Annotated in this window: 15 protein-coding genes and 4 pseudogenes; 8 read left to right on the forward strand and 11 right to left on the reverse strand. The window is 72.5% G+C overall.

Annotated elements, in window-relative coordinates:
• From ACFY4A_RS20675 to ligD, 3 genes and pseudogenes are all read left to right on the forward strand, one after another.
• A pseudogene (locus ACFY4A_RS20675) lies at positions 1–91 on the forward strand (gas vesicle protein); the annotation flags it as partial.
• A gap of 38 nt (positions 92–129) precedes the next feature.
• Entirely contained in the window at positions 130–747 is a 618-nt protein-coding gene (locus ACFY4A_RS20680; protein ID WP_390830828.1) for a DNA polymerase ligase N-terminal domain-containing protein, read from the forward strand.
• Positions 748–772: 25 nt separating this feature from the next.
• A complete protein-coding gene (ligD, locus tag ACFY4A_RS20685) occupies positions 773–1,675 on the forward strand; it encodes a non-homologous end-joining DNA ligase (protein WP_390830829.1) in 903 nt (300 codons plus the stop codon).
• A gap of 320 nt (positions 1,676–1,995) precedes the next feature.
• On the opposite strand, the pseudogene ACFY4A_RS20690 reads toward ligD, so the two are convergent.
• Positions 1,996–3,641, reverse strand: a pseudogene (locus ACFY4A_RS20690) (FAD-dependent oxidoreductase).
• A gap of 142 nt (positions 3,642–3,783) precedes the next feature.
• Between ACFY4A_RS20690 and ACFY4A_RS20695 the strand changes: the two are divergent.
• Both ACFY4A_RS20695 and ACFY4A_RS20700 read left to right on the forward strand, forming a co-directional pair.
• Positions 3,784–4,452: an endonuclease gene (locus ACFY4A_RS20695; RefSeq protein ID WP_390830830.1), complete on the forward strand. Its 669-nt coding sequence runs from the start codon at positions 3,784–3,786 to the stop codon at positions 4,450–4,452.
• 62 nt (positions 4,453–4,514) lie between these two features.
• Complete coding sequence (locus tag ACFY4A_RS20700; RefSeq protein WP_390830831.1) at positions 4,515–4,859, forward strand: DUF6480 family protein; 345 nt, start codon at positions 4,515–4,517, stop codon at positions 4,857–4,859.
• A gap of 19 nt (positions 4,860–4,878) precedes the next feature.
• Here ACFY4A_RS20700 and ACFY4A_RS20705 read toward each other — a convergent pair whose 3' ends face one another.
• On the reverse strand, positions 4,879–5,988 hold the full coding sequence (locus ACFY4A_RS20705; RefSeq protein ID WP_390830832.1) for an enolase C-terminal domain-like protein: 1,110 nt from the start codon (positions 5,986–5,988) through the stop codon (positions 4,879–4,881).
• Between the two features lie 420 nt (positions 5,989–6,408).
• On the opposite strand from ACFY4A_RS20705, the gene ACFY4A_RS20710 reads away from it, so the two are divergent.
• Positions 6,409–6,999 carry a YceI family protein gene (locus tag ACFY4A_RS20710; protein ID WP_390830833.1) on the forward strand — a complete coding sequence of 197 codons (591 nt, stop codon included), beginning with the start codon at positions 6,409–6,411 and terminating at the stop codon, positions 6,997–6,999.
• 34 nt (positions 7,000–7,033) lie between these two features.
• On the opposite strand, the gene ACFY4A_RS20715 is transcribed toward ACFY4A_RS20710, so the two are convergent.
• From ACFY4A_RS20715 to ACFY4A_RS20740, 6 genes are all read right to left on the reverse strand, one after another.
• Entirely contained in the window at positions 7,034–7,984 is a 951-nt protein-coding gene (locus ACFY4A_RS20715; protein ID WP_390830834.1) for a HesA/MoeB/ThiF family protein, read from the reverse strand.
• Entirely contained in the window at positions 7,981–8,160 is a 180-nt protein-coding gene (locus ACFY4A_RS20720) for a hypothetical protein (protein ID WP_390830835.1), read from the reverse strand. The genes ACFY4A_RS20715 and ACFY4A_RS20720 overlap by 4 nt, the downstream gene beginning before the upstream one ends.
• A 271-nt stretch (positions 8,161–8,431) precedes the next feature.
• Positions 8,432–8,920, reverse strand: coding sequence for a hypothetical protein (locus tag ACFY4A_RS20725; RefSeq protein WP_390830836.1), 489 nt, complete (start codon positions 8,918–8,920; stop codon positions 8,432–8,434).
• Between the two features lie 31 nt (positions 8,921–8,951).
• Positions 8,952–9,455 (reverse strand): SHOCT domain-containing protein, encoded by a 504-nt coding sequence (locus tag ACFY4A_RS20730; protein ID WP_390830837.1) that lies wholly within the window; start codon positions 9,453–9,455, stop codon positions 8,952–8,954.
• Between the two features lie 139 nt (positions 9,456–9,594).
• Entirely contained in the window at positions 9,595–10,953 is a 1,359-nt protein-coding gene (locus tag ACFY4A_RS20735) for a hypothetical protein (protein ID WP_390830838.1), read from the reverse strand.
• A 136-nt stretch (positions 10,954–11,089) separates the two neighbouring features.
• The gene (locus ACFY4A_RS20740; RefSeq protein ID WP_390830839.1) at positions 11,090–11,752 is read right to left on the reverse strand and encodes an HdeD family acid-resistance protein; all 663 of its coding nucleotides are present in this window, start codon (positions 11,750–11,752) and stop codon (positions 11,090–11,092) included.
• Between the two features lie 198 nt (positions 11,753–11,950).
• Here ACFY4A_RS20740 and ACFY4A_RS20745 point away from each other — a divergent pair.
• Positions 11,951–12,451: pseudogene (locus tag ACFY4A_RS20745) on the forward strand (potassium channel family protein); the annotation flags it as partial.
• Between the two features lie 23 nt (positions 12,452–12,474).
• On the opposite strand, the gene ACFY4A_RS20750 reads toward ACFY4A_RS20745, so the two are convergent.
• The 3 genes from ACFY4A_RS20750 to ACFY4A_RS20760 all read right to left on the reverse strand — a co-directional run bounded on the left by ACFY4A_RS20750 (position 12,475) and on the right by ACFY4A_RS20760 (position 15,939).
• The gene (locus tag ACFY4A_RS20750) at positions 12,475–12,672 is read right to left on the reverse strand and encodes a hypothetical protein (RefSeq protein WP_358731557.1); all 198 of its coding nucleotides are present in this window, start codon (positions 12,670–12,672) and stop codon (positions 12,475–12,477) included.
• A gap of 118 nt (positions 12,673–12,790) precedes the next feature.
• Positions 12,791–13,222 (reverse strand): hypothetical protein, encoded by a 432-nt coding sequence (locus tag ACFY4A_RS20755; protein ID WP_390830958.1) that lies wholly within the window; start codon positions 13,220–13,222, stop codon positions 12,791–12,793.
• 50 nt (positions 13,223–13,272) lie between these two features.
• On the reverse strand, positions 13,273–15,939 hold the full coding sequence (locus ACFY4A_RS20760) for a LuxR C-terminal-related transcriptional regulator (RefSeq protein WP_390830840.1): 2,667 nt from the start codon (positions 15,937–15,939) through the stop codon (positions 13,273–13,275).
• 193 nt (positions 15,940–16,132) lie between these two features.
• Here ACFY4A_RS20760 and ACFY4A_RS20765 point away from each other — a divergent pair.
• Positions 16,133–16,491: pseudogene (locus ACFY4A_RS20765) on the forward strand (DUF779 domain-containing protein).
• Positions 16,492–16,594: the final 103 nt, after the last annotated feature.

Here is a 16,594-nt window from a genome sequence, read left to right on the forward strand (position 1 = left end):
CAACGGCCCGCTGCCGCCGTACAGCTTCGTCGAACCCGGCCCCGCCGAGCCCGCGAGCACCACGGCAGGAGCCGACGCGGGAACGGAGTGACGTCCCCGGCGACACCGGGCTCAAGAAAGGAAGGGAGCATGGCCGCGGAGGACACGCTGGCGGAGTACCGCCGGAGACGGAACTTCCACGCGACACGGGAGCCGAGGGGTGACGACCGGTCCGCGTCCGGCTCTGAGCCCCGGTTCGTGGTGCAGATCCACGACGCCAGCACCATGCACTTCGACTTCCGGCTCGAGGTCGACGGGGTTCTCAAGTCCTGGTCGGTCCCCAAGGGGCCGTCCGGTGACCCGCACGACAAGCGGCTCGCGATGCCCACCGAGGACCACCCGTTGGAATACCGGGACTTCGAGGGTGTCATCGCCGAGGGTGAGTACGGCGCCGGTACGGTGATCATTTGGGACGAGGGCACCTTCCGCAACCGCAGCACCGACAAGCGCGGTCGTGAGATCCCGTTCGCCGAGGCGCTGGAGCGCGGCCACGCGTCGTTCCGGCTGGACGGCAGCAAGCTGCACGGCGACTGGGCGCTCACTCGGTTCCGCCGGGGCGGCGGAGGCGAACGCGAGGCGTGGCTGCTGGTCAAGTCCCGCGAAACCGACGCTGCCCAGCAGCGCACTCCCGATCCCCGCCGAGCCCGTTCGGTTCGCTCCGGGCACACCCTGAGACAGGTCGCCGCGATGGAGGGCGAGAAGGTTTGAACAGGACCCATGAGCGAGGTGCACCATGACCACGGCCGAGATCCGCACGGGCAACCGCACCGTCGAGATCAAGCGGGCCGACAAGGACATGTTCCCGGACGACGGCATCACCAAGGCCGATCTGGCCGGCTACTACCGGCACGTCAGCCGACGCATCCTGCCGCACCTGCGCGGCCGCCCCCTGATGCTCGAGCGGTACCCGGACGGGATCGGCGACGGCCGGTTCATGCAGAAGGACACCCCCGAGTACTTCCCCGACTGGGTCCACCGCTGCGAACTGCCCAAGGAGGACGGCACCGTCACCTACCCGGTCTGCGACGACCTGGCGAGCCTGCTCTACCTCGTCGACCAGGCGTGCATCACCCCGCACCGCTGGCTGTCCAAGGCCGACCGCCCCGACCACCCCGACCGCCTGGTCTTCGACCTCGACCCGCCCGCCGGGGACTTCGCACCCGTGCGGGAGGCCGCCGCCCTCCTGCACGAACTGCTCGACGAACTCGGGCTGCCCTCCGGCCTGATGACCACCGGCTCTCGCGGACTGCACGTGCTGGTCCCGCTGGACCGCCGCGCCGGGTTCGACGAGGTGCGCGCATTCGCCCGCGGCGTCGCCGACCTGCTCGCCGACCGGCACCCCGGTCAACTCACCACCGCGCCCCGCAAGCAAGCCCGCAAAGGCCGGCTCTACCTGGACGTCCAGCGCAACGCCTACGGCCAGACCAGCGTCACCCCGTACGCCGTCCGCGCGCTGCCCGGCGCCCCCGTCGCCACGCCCCTGAGCTGGGCGGAACTGGACGACCCGGACCTCGGCCCGCAACGCTGGACGCTGACCACCATCGACGCCCGCCTGAAGGACGACGATCCCTGGCAGCCGGCACTGCGTCGCGGCCATGCGCTGGGTCCGGCCCGCCGGAAGCTCGAAGGAATCTGATCAGACCCCCGACCTCGGCACCGCAGACGGCGATCACCGCCGCGGCAAGCCCCTCATGGCTGACCGGCGGTGCCTCCGGCCACTAGGTCCAGCAGTACGGGCGGCCGCCGCCACGGACGGCGGCGCGCTGCCGGACCGCTCCCGTGCCGCCGTCCAGCAACCGGTGCAGGCCCTCGGCGACCCGGTCGTGGTCGCCGAACCGGCGCAGTGCGGGAGCGACATGTACAGCCTCTCCCCGACCTGTCCGGCCGGCGCGGGTCTGCCGCTGCGCGGATCGACCGCCGGCCTACGTACGACCCGGTCACGCCGAATCCTCGCGCTCAGATCTCTCGCTTCTCGAGCCGGTGCACGGCGGGGCCCTGGAGGACCCGGCCGTCCGGCGCGAAGCGGGAACCGTGGCACGGGCATTCCCACGCCTGCTCCGCACTGTTGAAGGACACGATGCAGCCGAGGTGGGTACAGCGGGCGGAGACCGCCCGGAGCTGACCCTGTTCGTCGCGGTGGACAGCGCACTGCCGTCCGTTCACGCGTACCACAGCGCCTTTGCCCGCGGGGATGTCCTCCGGCGCCGGTTCCGTCATGGACGGCATCCGGTCGCCGATGAAGTGCTTGGCCACGTGGGCCTGATGCTTCAGGAACGAGGCTCCTTCGCGGACCACTAAGGCCAGGCGGCGAGGATCGTAGAGGCCGCCCCACTCGACCGCGCGGCCGTTGACGAGCTCGCTGAGCGGCGGCCCGCCGTGATGCCGCCGCTCAGACCCCAGCCGCCGAACCCGGTGGCCACCCAGGTGTGACGGCTGCCGGGACGGAGCGGTCCGACGAGGGGGACCGAGTCGGTGGAGTCGTTGTCCTGAGTTGCCCACCGGTGGGTGAACGTGCGCCCGGGGAAGCGGTCGCCGGCCCACGCGGACAGTCGGGTGAACCGCTCCTCGACGTCGGCGGCCCCTGGGGTGAAGTGCTCGCCGGTGACGATCAGCAGGCGTTGGCCGTCACCGTACGGTGCGGTGCGGACGGACCTCGTGTTCTGCTCGGGCGTGATGTACATGTCGCGTGGGGCCCGGTCCTCCGCGATGGGCGCGGCGACGACCAGCTCACGGCGGGGAGAGAGCCGGGTGAAGAGAAGCGCGCGGTCGAAGACGGGGTAGTGCGTGGCGATCACCACTTCGTCGGCGCGGACCGACACGCCCGCGTCCGTCGACAGGACACAGGGCTCGTCCTCGGTGAGGCCCACGACGCGTGTTCCCTCGTACACGGCGCCTCCGCGCCGGCGCAGGTCGTCCGCGAGCGCCAGCAGGTACTTGCGAGGGTGGAACTGCGCCTGGTCGGCCACCGGACGGCACCGGCGACCGCGAAGGGCGCGCGCCGCGTCCCTGGCGGGCGGGGCGGGTACGCCGTTGCCCGTAGGCGGGCCGCGTTGCCCGCGGGTGTACCGCCTTGCCCGCGGGCGGTCCGGCTCCCGCACGGGTGTACCGCGTTGCAGGCCCGTTTCCGCGACGAACTCGGCAGGCAGGCCCGCCTCGCGCGCCGCGTCCGCCTCCGTCCGCAGCTTCTCCGCGTGCCGGGGGCTCTCGGCGTACGTGAAGGCGGCGGCCTCTTCCCACTCGCACTCGATACCGAGTTCGCCGACGATGTCGGCGGCGTGCCGTATGGCTTCGGTCTGTGAGCGCGCGTACAGCCTCGCGCCCTCGGGGCCGCGGGTACGGCGGAGGTGGTCGTAGATCAGGGTGTGCAGCGCGGTCGGTTTGGCCGTCGTGCAGCCGGTGACCCCTGCGGCGATGCGGTCCGCCTCCAGGACGGCCACCTCGCGTTCCTCCCGTACCAGCTCCCAGGCCGTGCTGAGCCCGGCGATTCCACCGCCGACCACGGCGACCTCGACGGCGATGCCACCGGACGGAGGCGGGGCCGGATCGCCTGGGGGCGCGGTCTCGAGCCAGTGGGATCCCCGGATTCCTGCCTCGTCGTTCATGGCCCGCCGAGTTCTGCCGCGAAGCCGTGCGGAACTGCGTCAGGACATCTCTTCACCGGCGGGTTTCCGGCCGCCGCACTCGTGAAACCCGCACTACGTTCCCCCGGACCGCACCCGGGCTTCGCCGACGTTGCGAGGCGTCATGAGCACCACGACCAGGAAGAACTCCCGCGACCGCACCGAGAAGGCGGTCGTGCGGGCGCTGCTCGACCGGCAGGGTTCCACCTACCTGGCCCAGGCAGGGGTCAGATTGCGCAACACCCCCGGCCCGCTCTACCAGACACTCGTCCTGGCCATCCTGCTCAGCGCCCGGATCAGGGCGGACATCGCGGTGGCCGCCGCACGGGCGCTCTTCGAGGCGGGCCTGCGCAACGCGCGCTCGATGGCGCAGGCGTCGTGGCAGCAGCGCGTGGACGCGCTCGGCGAGGGCGGATACCGGCGGTACGACGAGCGGACCGCCACCATGCTGGGCGAGGGCGCGGAACTGCTGCTGGAGCGGTACGGCGGCGATCTGCGCAAGCTCCGCGAGGAAGACGACCCGAAGAAGGCGCTACAGGACATACCAGGGCTCGGGCCCACCGGCGTCGACATCTTCCTGCGTACCGTCCAGACGATCTGGCCGGAGTTCGCGCCCTATGTCGACCGCAAGGCGCAGGACGGTGCCAAACGGCTCGGTCTGCCCACCTCCCCCGAGTACCTCGCGCACCTGGTGAGCAAGCGCGAACTGGCCCGGTTCACCGACGGACTGGTCCACGCCGCTCTGGACAAACCGCTCGCCGACGACGTCCTCGCCCGGGCGAAGGCCGCATAGCGGAGCTGTTCCGCGTGCCCCCCCATGGACGCGCGTGCCCCCACAGACGAAGGACTGAGGTCATGAACGCGAAGCATGCATACCGGGCCGGTGGTCCGAACGCCGACCGCCGGGATCCGCCGTCGCCCGGGGCGACACCGGAAGGGCCGCGCCGGCCGGGACCGGAAAACGGCGGGGCGCCCGAGGACCAGGGCCGCCCGGTGGAGGGCCTGGCCGTACCGGAGGACACCGCGATGGCCCCCGGTGCCACGCCTCCCGCCGAGTCCGGCGTGTCCGGGCTCGGTGCCCCGGAGCGCGAGGCACTGAGCAAAGGATGGGCGGTCGCGCCCCTCACAGTGATCTGGATCGTCGTCGCACTCGTCGCCATCGGTCTGCTGGCGATGGCGGTCGTACTGGCGACCAGCTGACGATCAGGACGGGCGGCCGTCACCGCCCGCGGAACGGGCGCGCTCGCTCGGCGTTGAGGGTGAGTCCCAGGCCGGGCGCTCCGTTACGGCCGACAGTGAGCGCACCTCCCGCGGGGTCCAGCACGCCGTCGAAGAGGAGCCGCTCGATACGGACGTGGTCGTGGAACCACTCCAGGTGCCGCAGGTTGGGGACAGCGGCGGCGACGTGGGCGTGGGCGTGCGGTGCGCAGTGGCCGGAGATGTCCAGGCCGTGTGCCTGGGCGAGGGCGGCGACGCGCAGCCAGACGGTGACACCGCCGCATCGGGTGACGTCCGCCTGGAGGCAATCGACAGCACCGGCGGCCAGCATGCGAGCGAAGTACGGGAGCGCGTAGCCGTACTCCCCGGCCGCGAGGTCAGGGGTGATCCGAGCGCGTATCGCGGCGAGCGTGTCGAGGTGATCGGAGGAGACGGGTTCCTCGAACCACGTCACGCCCTCGTCGGCGAGCGCGGCGGCCACCCTCACCGCTTGCTTGGCGCTGTAGCCGCCGTTGGCATCCACGTACAGGTCGGCCGCTTCGCCGATGCAGGCGCGGGCCTGCGCCACCCGCCGCAGGTCGCGCCTTTCGCGCTGCCCCCAGGACTCCCCGATCTTGATCTTGACGCGGGGGATGCCCTCCTCCTCGACCCAGCCCCGTAGTTGCCGGTCCTGCTGATGGTCGTCATAGGTGGTGAAGCCTCCGCTGCCGTACACGGGCACGTCGTCGCGCGCCGCGCCGATGAGCCGGACGAGGGGGAGGCCGAGCAGACGGGCCTTGGCGTCCCACAGGGCGATGTCGACGGCGGAGATGGCCTGTGCCGCGATGCCGGGCAGACCGGCGTTGCGTACGGCGCGTCGCATGGTCTCGTTCAGGTACGGCACGTCGAGGACGCTGGTGCCGGTGACCACGTCGGCGAGCAGGTCGTCGATGACGCGCGCCGTCGCCGCGGGGGCGTAGGTGTAACCGAGCCCGCTGACGTCGCCGCAGCGGACGCCGGCGAGGACGAGGGTGGTGCTGTCCCAGGCGAGCGTCCCGTCCGCTTCGGGCCCGTCGGTCGGAACCGTGTAGACGGCGCTGTCCAGCCGCTCCACGGCCTGTTTCCCGGTCACCGATGCTCCTCGCCGTCGCACCTGTCGGCTTACCCGGTCACCGAGTACCCGGGCCTTGCGGGGCGAACAGGGCACCAAGACTGCGATGCCACCCGTGCGCCCCCTCCGGTCTCGAGGGCGACCGAAGGGGAACGGTGGGAATCGACTCTCAGGACGTCACCGGCTGTTCCCGGCCCCGGGGGTGCCAGGTCCGACTGGTCGGCGTCCAGGCCCAGGTCGGGGGTCGGGCGTCGGAATCCCCGGGCGAACCCGGGTCTACGCCCGGCTGCGGCGGGGCGAGTACCCGGTCACCCACGCCCATATCGACGCGGTCAGCAGCGTCGACCAGGAGGCGGTGTACGACGCCGCGGTCGAAGCGGTCCTCTCCGCGGCCGCCCGTTCATCCGGAAATACTTGGGTTCATCGCCTACAGTCGGGCTTGTGGTACTGCATGAGGGAACATACGGATTCGGGTCGCCGACCGGCCGTCTGCTGATCAGGACCAGCCGCGCGGGGCTCGGACGGAAGGCGGGGCACGACCTCACGCTCGAGGCCACCCGGTGGTCCGGGGAGGCGGTGGTCGTCACGAGTGATCCCGGGAAGTCGTCGGTGACTGTGACGGTCGAGACGGGATCGTTGACGGTCCGGGAGGGGACGGGAGGGATCAAGCCCCTCACCGACGCCGACAAGGTGGAGATCAAACGCCTGCTGGCGGGCGAGGGCCTGCTGCACACCGCACAGCACCCCGTCATCGCCTTCCGCTCCACGAGCGTCACGGGAACTCCCGAGTCCTTCGAGATCACAGGGGACCTCACCATCAGGGGCCGGAGCCACCCGGTGACCGTTCACGGGGGCAGCGACGGGGACGGAATGGTGTGCGGCTGGGCGACCGTCACCCAGTCCAGCTGGGCGATCAAGCCGTACAGCGCGTTCCTGGGCGCGCTGAAACTGGCCGACGACGTCCGGATCGAGTACGCGGTGACCGAACTCGAACCGCTCCCCGGTCCCGGGCAGACCCCCGAAGGGCCGTGACGGACGACGAGCGCGCTCTCAGTGTCACCGGGCCCTACATGTGCTTGCCGTGGGCGACCGAGACGATGAACAAGACCACGATGCACAGCACGACGGCCGCGAAGACGGGCCAGCCGCGTCCCCGGTCCTCGTCCTCGCCGGGCCGCACGCCCGCTCCCACGGCGGCCGGTGCGGGGGAAGAGGCCACATGGCGCCAGCCGTGGCAGGCGGCGCAGGGCCGGGACGGGAAGGGAACCCGGACGTTCCGGCTGCTCAGCCCCGTGGTGGGGAAGGTGGCCCGGACGCCCGGCGAGGTGGGCGTCAGTCCGTGGAGGTAGACGGCGGTGCGCTGCGGATCGAGGATCGCCGAGCGGTCGTCGTCGGGGTGTGCCAGCGCGGTCACGACCTGGGCCGTGGCCAGGGCGACGAGTTGGATGTCCACCCGGGCACCGCGGGCCGCCTGGGTGTCGGCGGTCCCCTGCCGGAAGGCCACCGCGCACTCGTAGCAGGGTGTACGCCTGCCGGGGAGCACCCACAGGATCTCGCCGACCTCGGCGTCACGGATCCTCGGGTCCACCCAGACCGCCGGATAGACCGCGGGCCTGCCCACGGCGAGGGCCACGTGGTTGACGTGGCGCTGGCACACGGCCGAGTCGGTCGCCGCCACCACCACGTCCGCACCACCCACCAGCGACCGCTGCTGGTCCTCGGTCAGCTCGAGAAAGTCCGCGTGATGGCCGGTGGCGTCGCACGAGGGGAAGTCGCGACGGATCTTCCCGGCCAGTGCCAGAGCCTTGGGCTGTCCCAGGGCCGGGGCACCGAGTGGGTGGCGGATCAGATTCTCCACCGCGAGCGTGTCGGGGTCCACCAGCCGGAGCGGGCTGAATCCGATCCGCGCGAGCTCCTCGGCGAGAAATCCGCCGACCGCTCCCGCGCCGACGATCAGCACGGCTCCCGTACGCCGGTGGTGGCGCGCCCAGACCCGGTCCTCGGGCGGAGCGGTCAATCGAAGGTCCAGCGAGCCACGCGGACCGGGCCCGGCCCGGTCTGCTCGTCGCGGTCGGAATTCTCCTCCGGCTTCAACTCCCCGGTGTCGGCATCGAGGAACCACTGACGCTCACTGGCGCGTTGCTGCTCCTCCGTCAGTTCGGCCTTCTGCAGGGTCTCCGGTGCTGCGCCCACGAGAATCCCTCCCGCCTGGTCTCTCTGTTTTCCTGCTTCGCCGTTTCCTACGTAGCCCTTTCCACGCTACCCGCCGGTACGGGCGGCGCATCCCGAGCGCCGGGCCTGGCACGGGAGGCGGATCAGGGCGTCCTGGTGCCCGGGTCCTCGGGCGGCCTGGCGGCGGTGCGGTTGCTGCGCGTGGGGACCCGCCTGCTGTGGATGTACGGGCGGCGCCGGCGCCCGCCGCCAAGGGCAGCGGGGGGCCGCGCCGGTCCGCCCGGGCGGTCCCTCACGGGGTGCGTGGCGGGGTGGTCCCCGTGGAGGTGGAGGTGGGAGCGGTGGGCGCGGCGCTGGTGGGAGAGGTCGGGGACTCCTCGGGCCGCAGCACGCACAGGGCCCAGATGATGAACCCGGAGAACGCGATCATCACGACCGCCCAGACCGGGTAGTACGGCAGCGACAGGAAGTTGGCGAAGATGATCAGCCCGGCGATCGTCACACCGGCCACGCGCGCCCACATCGCCGTCTGGAACAGGCCTACGCTGATGATCACGGCGAGCACCCCGAGGACGAGGTGGATCCAGCCCCAGCCGGTGAGGTCGTACTGGAAGACGTAGTTGCGCGTGGTGACGAAGACGTCGTCCTGGGCGATGCCCATGATCCCGCGGAAGATGTCGAGCACTCCGGCGATCATCAGCATGACGGCGGCGAAGGCCATCAGGCCGGTGGCCCATGCCTGCTTCGCCGGATGCGGCCGTGCGGTGTGGGTCGCGGTCATCTTCTCCCTCGTTTCGTCTCGTCCGGCGTGCTCATCGACGGCCGGGAGTGGAGCTGACAGAGCTGTCGGGGCCCTCGGGGGTGGAGGTCACGGAGGTGGCGCGGCCCTCGGGGACGCCGCCGGTCAGGATCATGTCCTTGGCCCGGGCGAACTCCTCGTCGGTGATGTCTCCGCGGGCACGCAGGTCGGACAGCCGGGCGAGTTCGTCGACCTTGGACCCGCCCCCGCTCCCGGCCGCGGTCTGCCGGATGTAGGCGTTGAAGGCCTCCTGCTGCTCCCGCGCCTGTGCGATCTCCCGGCGGCCCATGCTCTTGCCGCGGGCGATGACGTAGACGAGGACGCCGAGGAACGGCAGCACGATGCAGAACACCAGCCACCCGGCCTTGGCCCAGCCGTTCAGGCCGTCGTCGCGGAAGATGTCGAGGACGACCCGGAAGAGCAGGACGAACCACATGATCCACAGGAAGAACCACAGCATCGTCCAGAAGGCGCTCAGCAGCGGGTAGTCGTACGCGAGGTTCATCTGCGTGCTCATTTCTCTTCTTCGTTCCGGGCCTGGGCCCGGCTGCGCTGTCTGCCCTCTGTCAGCGTGCGTACGGCAAGGCCCGGGCGCCTCACCCGATGCGGGTGACCGTGGGACGACACCCGCCGCGCGGACCCCGGGGGTCGAGGGCTCAGGACGTCGCGGGGTGTGCGCGGTCGGGTGGCGCGGACTCGGCGGGACCCGTGGCGGAGGCGAGCACGGCCAGGAGGATCAGGACGGCGAGGGCCACGCACAGGACGAGTGCGACGACCGCGGCCGTGGGACGGTTCCAGAGCACCAGGGCGAGCGCGCCGGCCGCGATGACGACGCCGGTGGTCCACTTCCGGTGCGCGTCCAGCCAGCGTCCGGCCGTGCCGGTGTGCACTCCTGCGCGACCGAGCGCCTCACCCGCGGCGGTGGTGCTGCGCCGGGACAGCGTCCGCGCCACGCGAGCCACGCGACCGGGACCGTACAGGTAGGCGGCCAGCGCCGTGATCACGGCGACGACCAACAGGGTGCGCGCGCTGTCGCGGAGGAACCGCACAAGGGTGTCGTAGATGACCGCGGCGGCGTCCGGAGGCAGTGTGGCCGGCGGGACGGAACCGAGGTAGACCCGGCGGGCCACGGCCAGGGCGATGAGCAGGACGATCATCATCACACCCACGCCGATGGCCGTGACCTGCAACATCAACCGGTGCGACGGAGCCGTCCACACGGTCAGCGCGGCGAGCACGATGGTGACGACGGGCAGCCAGACGCCGACGATGTCGAGCAGCCGCATGGCGTCCTGGGCCTTGCTCAGCTTCTCGGCCTTGAACAGCGTGATCGTACGGTCGGGTGCGGGGATGACGGACGCCTTCTTGAAGCCGGCTTCCTCCAGCCTCTTCTTGACCTGGTCGACGACGACCCCGATGTCCAGCTGCACGGCGTCGCCCTGGGCCCGCACGGCGCCCGTCTGGTTTCCGGTGAGGACGTTCATCAGGGCCGTCTGCGCCCGCCGGTTGGCGGTCACCCAGACCTCTTCGAAGGCGTCGCTGGTGACGACCCGCTTGACGACGCGGTGCACCACGTCGGTGATGGCGCTGCGCAGCGGGCCGGTCAGCGCGCTGGAGCCGTCCACGACGCGCGGCGGCGCCCCGGACTTCCTGAGGGCGTCGGTCAGCGACGCCGTCACCGCGTTCACGTCGATGTTGTCCACGACTCGCTTGGTCAGCCGGTCGGTCACGGCGTTCTGCACGGCCGGTTCGTGGGCCAGTGGGGTGACGGTCTGGACGTAGCGGTCGGTGTCGCCGACCGTCTCGTGCACCCAGGCCGCGACGACGGCCAGGGGGGCGAACACCAGCGTCACCACCAGCAGGACCGTGGCGCCCGCCCGGCGCAGCCTCCGGTGCTTGACCGCGGCCGCCCGGCGGAGCCGTTCGTACTCGGCGAACTCCGCGGAGGTCAGGGAGCGCCGGGGCTCCCCGGCGCCGCCCGGGGCCGGGGGGAGGGGGGCGTCGGCGGGGGCCATGGATTCTCCTTGGTCGTCGCGTGCGGGGCGGCGCGCCACACGGCGTGAGCCGCTTCGACGGGGGCTGGTCGACGCAGCCGGCCGGCGGGACGGCGGCGCGCGGCCCCGGACCGGCACGGCCGGCGGCGTACGAGGCTCAAACCGTGACCGCGGGCCCTGTCGGGGTCCCCGTGGCGGCCCCGCGCAGCGTCGACCGCCAGGCGAAGGCGACGCCCAGCTCGACCAGGCCGAGCAGCACGAGCCACAGGCCGAGCAGCCGGGTCAGCACCAGGGCCGACTGCGTGGGAAGCGCCAGCACCACGACGCCCGCGACGATGGCGAGCGCCGCCGCGCCGAGGAGGATGCCGCGGTGGGGCAGGCTCCTGAGGGCGAGCGCCGTGTAGGCGGTGAGCATGCCGGACAGCAGCCAGACGATCCCGACGATCAGCGAGAGCGCGGCGATGGTCTGCAACGGGTGCCTCAGGCACAGCACCCCGGCGAGCACGAACAGCACCGCGACCAGCAGCCGCGGCAGGCGCTCGCCGTGCTCCTCCCGGGAGAAGGCGGCGACGAAGCGGAACGCGCCGGTCACGAGCAGGTACAGCCCGATCACGATCGCCAGGACGTGCAGGGTCTCGTTCGGCCAGGCAAGCACGATGATCCCCGGCACCAGCGTCGCCAGCGCCGAGGCCAGCAGCCAGGACCAGGAACTGCCGAGTCCCGCCAGCACGTCGGCGGGGTCGCCGCCCGGGTGGGGGCCCGTCCCGCCGGGCCTGTGCTCCGCTCCGGCACGCGGTGCCGAACCACGCGACACGGTCATGGCTCCTCCTCGCGGGGATCGGTTGAAGGTCGCTGCCGGACCGCCGACGGGACGGTGTGTGAGGACCCGTACGCCAGCGTCCCGCGGGGCGGTGGCGTACGGGTCACCCATGAGGGGTGATCCGTCTCCCGCGCTGCCGCGTTGGTCTGGATGCGGACCGCGCGCGTTTCCCGGACAGCGGAACCGAAGGGACACGGGATGAGCGACTCGGCAGCTCCTCGCACCCCGGACAACGCGGGGAGGCGCCCGCCGCGGCGGGACCGGGAGCGGCATGTGCTCCGGTCGGCGGCCGTCATGGTGCTCGCTCGCTCGGTGCTCGTCACGACCGGTCTGGTGACCGCGTACTACCTGCTGCCTCTGGACGGCCGGGTGACGGCCACGACGGCGCTCCTGCTCGGGCTGGGGCTGGTCGGTGTCGCGCTGTTCTTCGCGGGGGAGGTGTGGGCCATCGCTCGCTCCCCGTACCCCCGGCTGAAGGCGGTGGAGGCGCTGGCGATCACGCTTCCGCTCTTCCTGCTGCTGTTCGCCGGCGCCTACTACCTCCTGGACCACTCCGACCCGAGCTCCTTCACCGAGCCGCTGACCAGGACGGACGCCTTGTACTTCGCGCTGACGACGTTCACCACCGTCGGGTACGGCGACATCGCGGCGCGATCGCAGACGGGGCGGGTGCTGACCATGCTCCAGATGACCGGCGGGCAAGCTCACGGCGCCCGTTGGAGTCACTCCGGGATGCGGCGCATCTCCAGGACCCGCAGGCCCAGTGACTGGCAGCGGGCCAGCAGCCCGTACAGATGCGCCTCGTCCACCACGGGGCCGAACAGGACGGTCTGACCGGACATCACCACGTGGTCCAGCTCCGGGAATGCCTTGGTCAGCGTCTCCGACATGTGCCCGTCGACGCGGATCTCGTAGCGCATCAGCCGCTCCCACGGTGACCTGGGACGGGCGTACCACGCCCCCTGTCCGAGGGTCCGCCCGGCCGGGCCGCCGGGCCTCACCCGGCGCAGGTGATACGGCGGGCGGTGAGGGCCCGCGTCAGTGGGTGAAGACGATCTTGAACGCGAGGATCAGCAGACCGATCACCAGGTTGACCGCCGCCGTCCCGGCCACCAGGCCCCAGGAGGCGCCGGCCCGGCGCGCCGCGGCCGCCGACCAGCCCACCTGTCCGGCCACGGCCACGGCGAGCGCCAGCCACAGACTGCCCGACAGGTCCAGGCCTAACAGCGGGCTGACGGCCAGCGCGAGGGCCGGCGGCAGGGCCGCCTCGACGATCGGCCACTCGTCGCGGCACACGTGCAGGACGGTGCCGCGGTCCGGGCGGCGCTGGGCCAGGCGGGCGCCGAACAGCTGGGCGTGTACGTGCCCGAGCCAGAACACCACACCGGTGAGCAGCAGCAACAGCGCCAGTCGCATCCGCGGGAAGGATTCCGGCGTGCCGGCGCCGACCACCACGGAGGCGGCGAGCATGGACCCGTACACCCCGCCGGTGTAGTCGGTGTCGGCCCGTCGCAGGCGGTTCACAGCAGGTGCAGTTCGCGGGCCCGGTGCACCGCTTCGTTGCGCCGGTTGACGCCGAGCTTGCGGTACACGCTCTTGAGGTGGGTCTTGACCGTGTTGACCGACACGAACAGGTCCGCGGCGATCTCCTCGGTCGTCATCATCAGCGCGAGCCGCTGGAGCACGTCCCGCTCACGGCCGCTGAGCTCGTCGACGACCAGGGCCGGCGGGCGGCCCGTCTCCGGCACGGTCCCGGGCCGGAGGCCCGGGCGGGCCGGCAGCCGGGGGAAGGCGTCCGTGTCCAGCAGACGGCGCAACCACGGTCCGGTCTCGTGGAAGGGGCGCCGCAGCCGCTCGTTGCGGGCGTCCAGCAGCGCGCGGGCCGCCAGCCGGCGCGCGGTGGTGTGGTCGCCCTGCCGGCCGGTGGCCTCGGCACGCACCAGCAGGGCCCGGACCGTGACGGCGGGACCGCTGCGCTGCCCGGCGGGAAGAGCGTCGAGCAGGTCCAGGGCGGTGCCCGGGTCACCCGCGGCGAGGTGGGCGCGGGCGGCCGCCACCGTGCAGGCGGCGTCCTGGCCCACGCCGTCCTCCAGCACCTTCACGGCCATCTCGGGGCGGCCCTCGGCGAGGTGGGCGGCGGAGACGACGAGCGCGGTGTGGGCCTCGGCCCAGGGCGAGGCCACGGCGGCGGGGACGGCCGACTCGGCGGTCTCCAGGGCGGCCCGGACCTCTCCGCGGGCCAGCTGGAGGCGTGCCCGCGCGATGACCAGACCGGCGGCCGTCACGGGATCCCACGGCACCGGCTGCGGGGCCGTCGCCCGGTCCAGCAGGGCCTGGGCCTCCCCCAGTTCGTCACGGTCGACGGCCACCGCGGCCAGGACCATGTGGCCGAGTCCGGAGCCGGTCGGCTCGGCCAGGCTGAACCGCTCCGCGTCGGTGAGCGCCGCCAGGACCCTGCGTTCCGCCCGCGTGGGCCAGCCGGTCAGGTAGTCGATGAGCGCGAGCTGGCTGAGGGACTCCTCCCGGGGCAGCGCCGTGGCCCCGTCGGACCCGGCGGCCGCGGCGGACAGTACGGCCCTGGCGTCCTCGAACCGTCCCGCCCACAGGCGGGCGGCGCCCAGGTGGGTCTGCAGCAGGGCGGCGAGTTCGGGGTGCTTGTCCAGGAGGTCGGCGGGGAGGTCCTGCTGCAGCTGCCGCGCCGTGCGGGCGGCGTGTTCGGCCCGGCCCGGGGAACCGGTCAGCCGGGCGGCGAGGGTGTCCAGGAGGGCGAAACTGAGCCGGGCCGCCACCCTGTCGGATCCGGCGCGGGCCAGCTCTCGACGGGCGTGCTCCAGGTGCGGGCGGGCGTGGCCGAGGTCGCCGTCGGACAGCTCGCGCGCCGCGCGGACGAGGTCGGCCTCGGGGCCGGTGGTCTCGGGGGTCATCCGTGAGAACAGCTCGCCCAGGTCACCGGAGCGCAGGCCGGTGAAGAACTGCCCGATCGCGAGGTCGTCCACCAGGATGCGGGCGGTGAACCTCCAGTCGCCGGCCTCGGCACCGTGGGCGAGCGTCTCGGGCAGCGGCCCGGTGTGCCGCAGCCACTCGGCGGCCCTGCGGTGCAGTTCGGTCTCCAGGCTGGGGAACCGCACCCGCAGGTGCGCCGCGAGGATCTCCGCGAAGAGCGGGTGGAGGCGGTACCAGGAGTGGCCGAGGTGCTCCACGAACGCGTTCGCCCGGTGCAGCTCGGTCAGGATGGGTTCGGCGTCCCGGCGCCCGGCGAGCGCGTTGGCCAGGTCCGGGCAGAACCGGTCCAGGACGCTGACCCGCAGCAGCAGGTCCTGGGTCGGGGCCGGCTGTCTCTTGAGCACCTCGGCCAGCAGGAAGTCGGCGATCGTGCTCTGTCCGGCCTCGAACTCCTTGAGGTAGGTCTCCGGGTCGCTGCTCTGCTGCGCGGCCAGGGCGCACAGCCGCAGGCCCGCCGCCCAGCCCCGGGTGCGCTCGACGAGCGCGCGGGCCGCGTCGTCGCCCAGCCGCAGCCCGTGCAGCTCCAGCAGAACCGCCGCCTCTTCGGGGGTGAAGGCCAGTTCCGCGTCCCTGATCTCGGTCAGGGTGCCGTCCGCGCGGTAGCGGTGCAGGGGCAGCGTCGGTTCGGTGCGGGTGACGAGGACCAGGTGCATGCCCCGTCCGGCGTGGTGCAGTACGAAACCGAGCTGATCGGCGATCTCCGGGGCGGTCACCCGGTCGTACTCGTCGAGGACGACGATCACGGGCCGGTCGCGGCCGTTCAGCTGCGCGGCGAGCCGGGCGAGCAGGCCGTGGTCCACCACGCCGGCCTCGGCCGGGCAGCCGACGTCGCGGGCCTCGTGCGCCCCGCAGGCGCGCAGGGCCTCCAGCAGGTAGGCCCAGAAGACGCCGGGTGCCTGCTCGGTGGCGCCCGCGGTGAGCCAGGCCACCGACCGGTCCAGGTGGGCGGCCCAGTCGGCGACCAGCAGCGTCTTGCCCGCACCCGCGCCGCCATTGACCATGGTCAGCGGTGTGGCCAGCGCCTGGTCCAGATGCTCGAGCAGGCGCTGCCGGCGCAGGAACGTGGTCGGCGGCACCGGCACGGCGAAACGGGTGCGCAGGAACGGGTCCCCCAGAGGATCCACGCCCGCGGCCGTCGGCCCGGGACCGTTGTCGCCGCATTCGGACACCGCGCTCACCACCACCGGTCATGTCATGGGCAGCGCTTCTCCCGCTCAGGATCTCAGTGATCGCCCGTACGCGCGCGCCGCGACGGGGCACGGCGGCGCGACCGCGCACGGCAGGCCCCGGGAACGCGTGCCGTGCAACCTTGTCGCAACCTCCGTGCTGCTTGTCTGGGTCCGGCTTCTTCTTCCGGAGCGGCGAAGGACGGCGACGATGTACGAGGAGATCCCGCGTGTGGAGCTCACCCCCGCGGCGGCCGACCTGGTGCGGCGGCTGAGCGAGGCGCACGGGCCGCTGATGTTCCCCAGTCGGGCGGCTGCTGCGACGGAAGCGCGCCGATGTGCTACCCGGAGGGCGAGTTCCGTACCGGCGGCTCGGACGTGCTGCTCGCGGAGCTGGAGGTCGAGGGGGTGGACCGGCCGGTTCCGTTCTGGATGTCGCGCAGCCAGTACGAGGTGTGGAGCCACACCCGGCTCGTCGTCGACGTGGTGCCCGGACGGGGCAGCGGTTTCTCCCTGGAGGCGCCCGAGGGAGTGCGTTTCCTCATCCGCTCCCGCGTCGTCGAGGCCTGAGCCCCGTACCGGGCATCACGTTCCGGAACCCGGGGCGCGGTTCCGGGACGATGGCAGAACCACACGTTCGGAGGACACGTCCAGCGCACGAGCTGACCTCCCG

The organism is Streptomyces sp. NPDC001292 (genome assembly GCF_042896465.1).
Classification (GTDB): domain Bacteria; phylum Actinomycetota; class Actinomycetes; order Streptomycetales; family Streptomycetaceae; genus Streptomyces.

Coding starts and splice junctions, on each gene's coding strand:
- ACFY4A_RS20680 (WP_390830828.1), top strand. CDS start 130: ATGGCCGCGGAGGACACGCTGGCGGAGTACCGCCGGAGACGGAACTTC.
- ligD (WP_390830829.1), top strand. CDS start 773: ATGACCACGGCCGAGATCCGCACGGGCAACCGCACCGTCGAGATCAAG.
- ACFY4A_RS20695 (WP_390830830.1), top strand. CDS start 3,784: ATGAGCACCACGACCAGGAAGAACTCCCGCGACCGCACCGAGAAGGCG.
- ACFY4A_RS20700 (WP_390830831.1), top strand. CDS start 4,515: ATGAACGCGAAGCATGCATACCGGGCCGGTGGTCCGAACGCCGACCGC.
- ACFY4A_RS20725 (WP_390830836.1), bottom strand. CDS start 8,920: ATGACCGCGACCCACACCGCACGGCCGCATCCGGCGAAGCAGGCATGG.
- ACFY4A_RS20730 (WP_390830837.1), bottom strand. CDS start 9,455: ATGAGCACGCAGATGAACCTCGCGTACGACTACCCGCTGCTGAGCGCC.
- ACFY4A_RS20735 (WP_390830838.1), bottom strand. CDS start 10,953: ATGGCCCCCGCCGACGCCCCCCTCCCCCCGGCCCCGGGCGGCGCCGGG.
- ACFY4A_RS20740 (WP_390830839.1), bottom strand. CDS start 11,752: ATGACCGTGTCGCGTGGTTCGGCACCGCGTGCCGGAGCGGAGCACAGG.
- ACFY4A_RS20750 (WP_358731557.1), bottom strand. CDS start 12,672: ATGCGCTACGAGATCCGCGTCGACGGGCACATGTCGGAGACGCTGACC.
- ACFY4A_RS20755 (WP_390830958.1), bottom strand. CDS start 13,222: ATGCTCGCCGCCTCCGTGGTGGTCGGCGCCGGCACGCCGGAATCCTTC.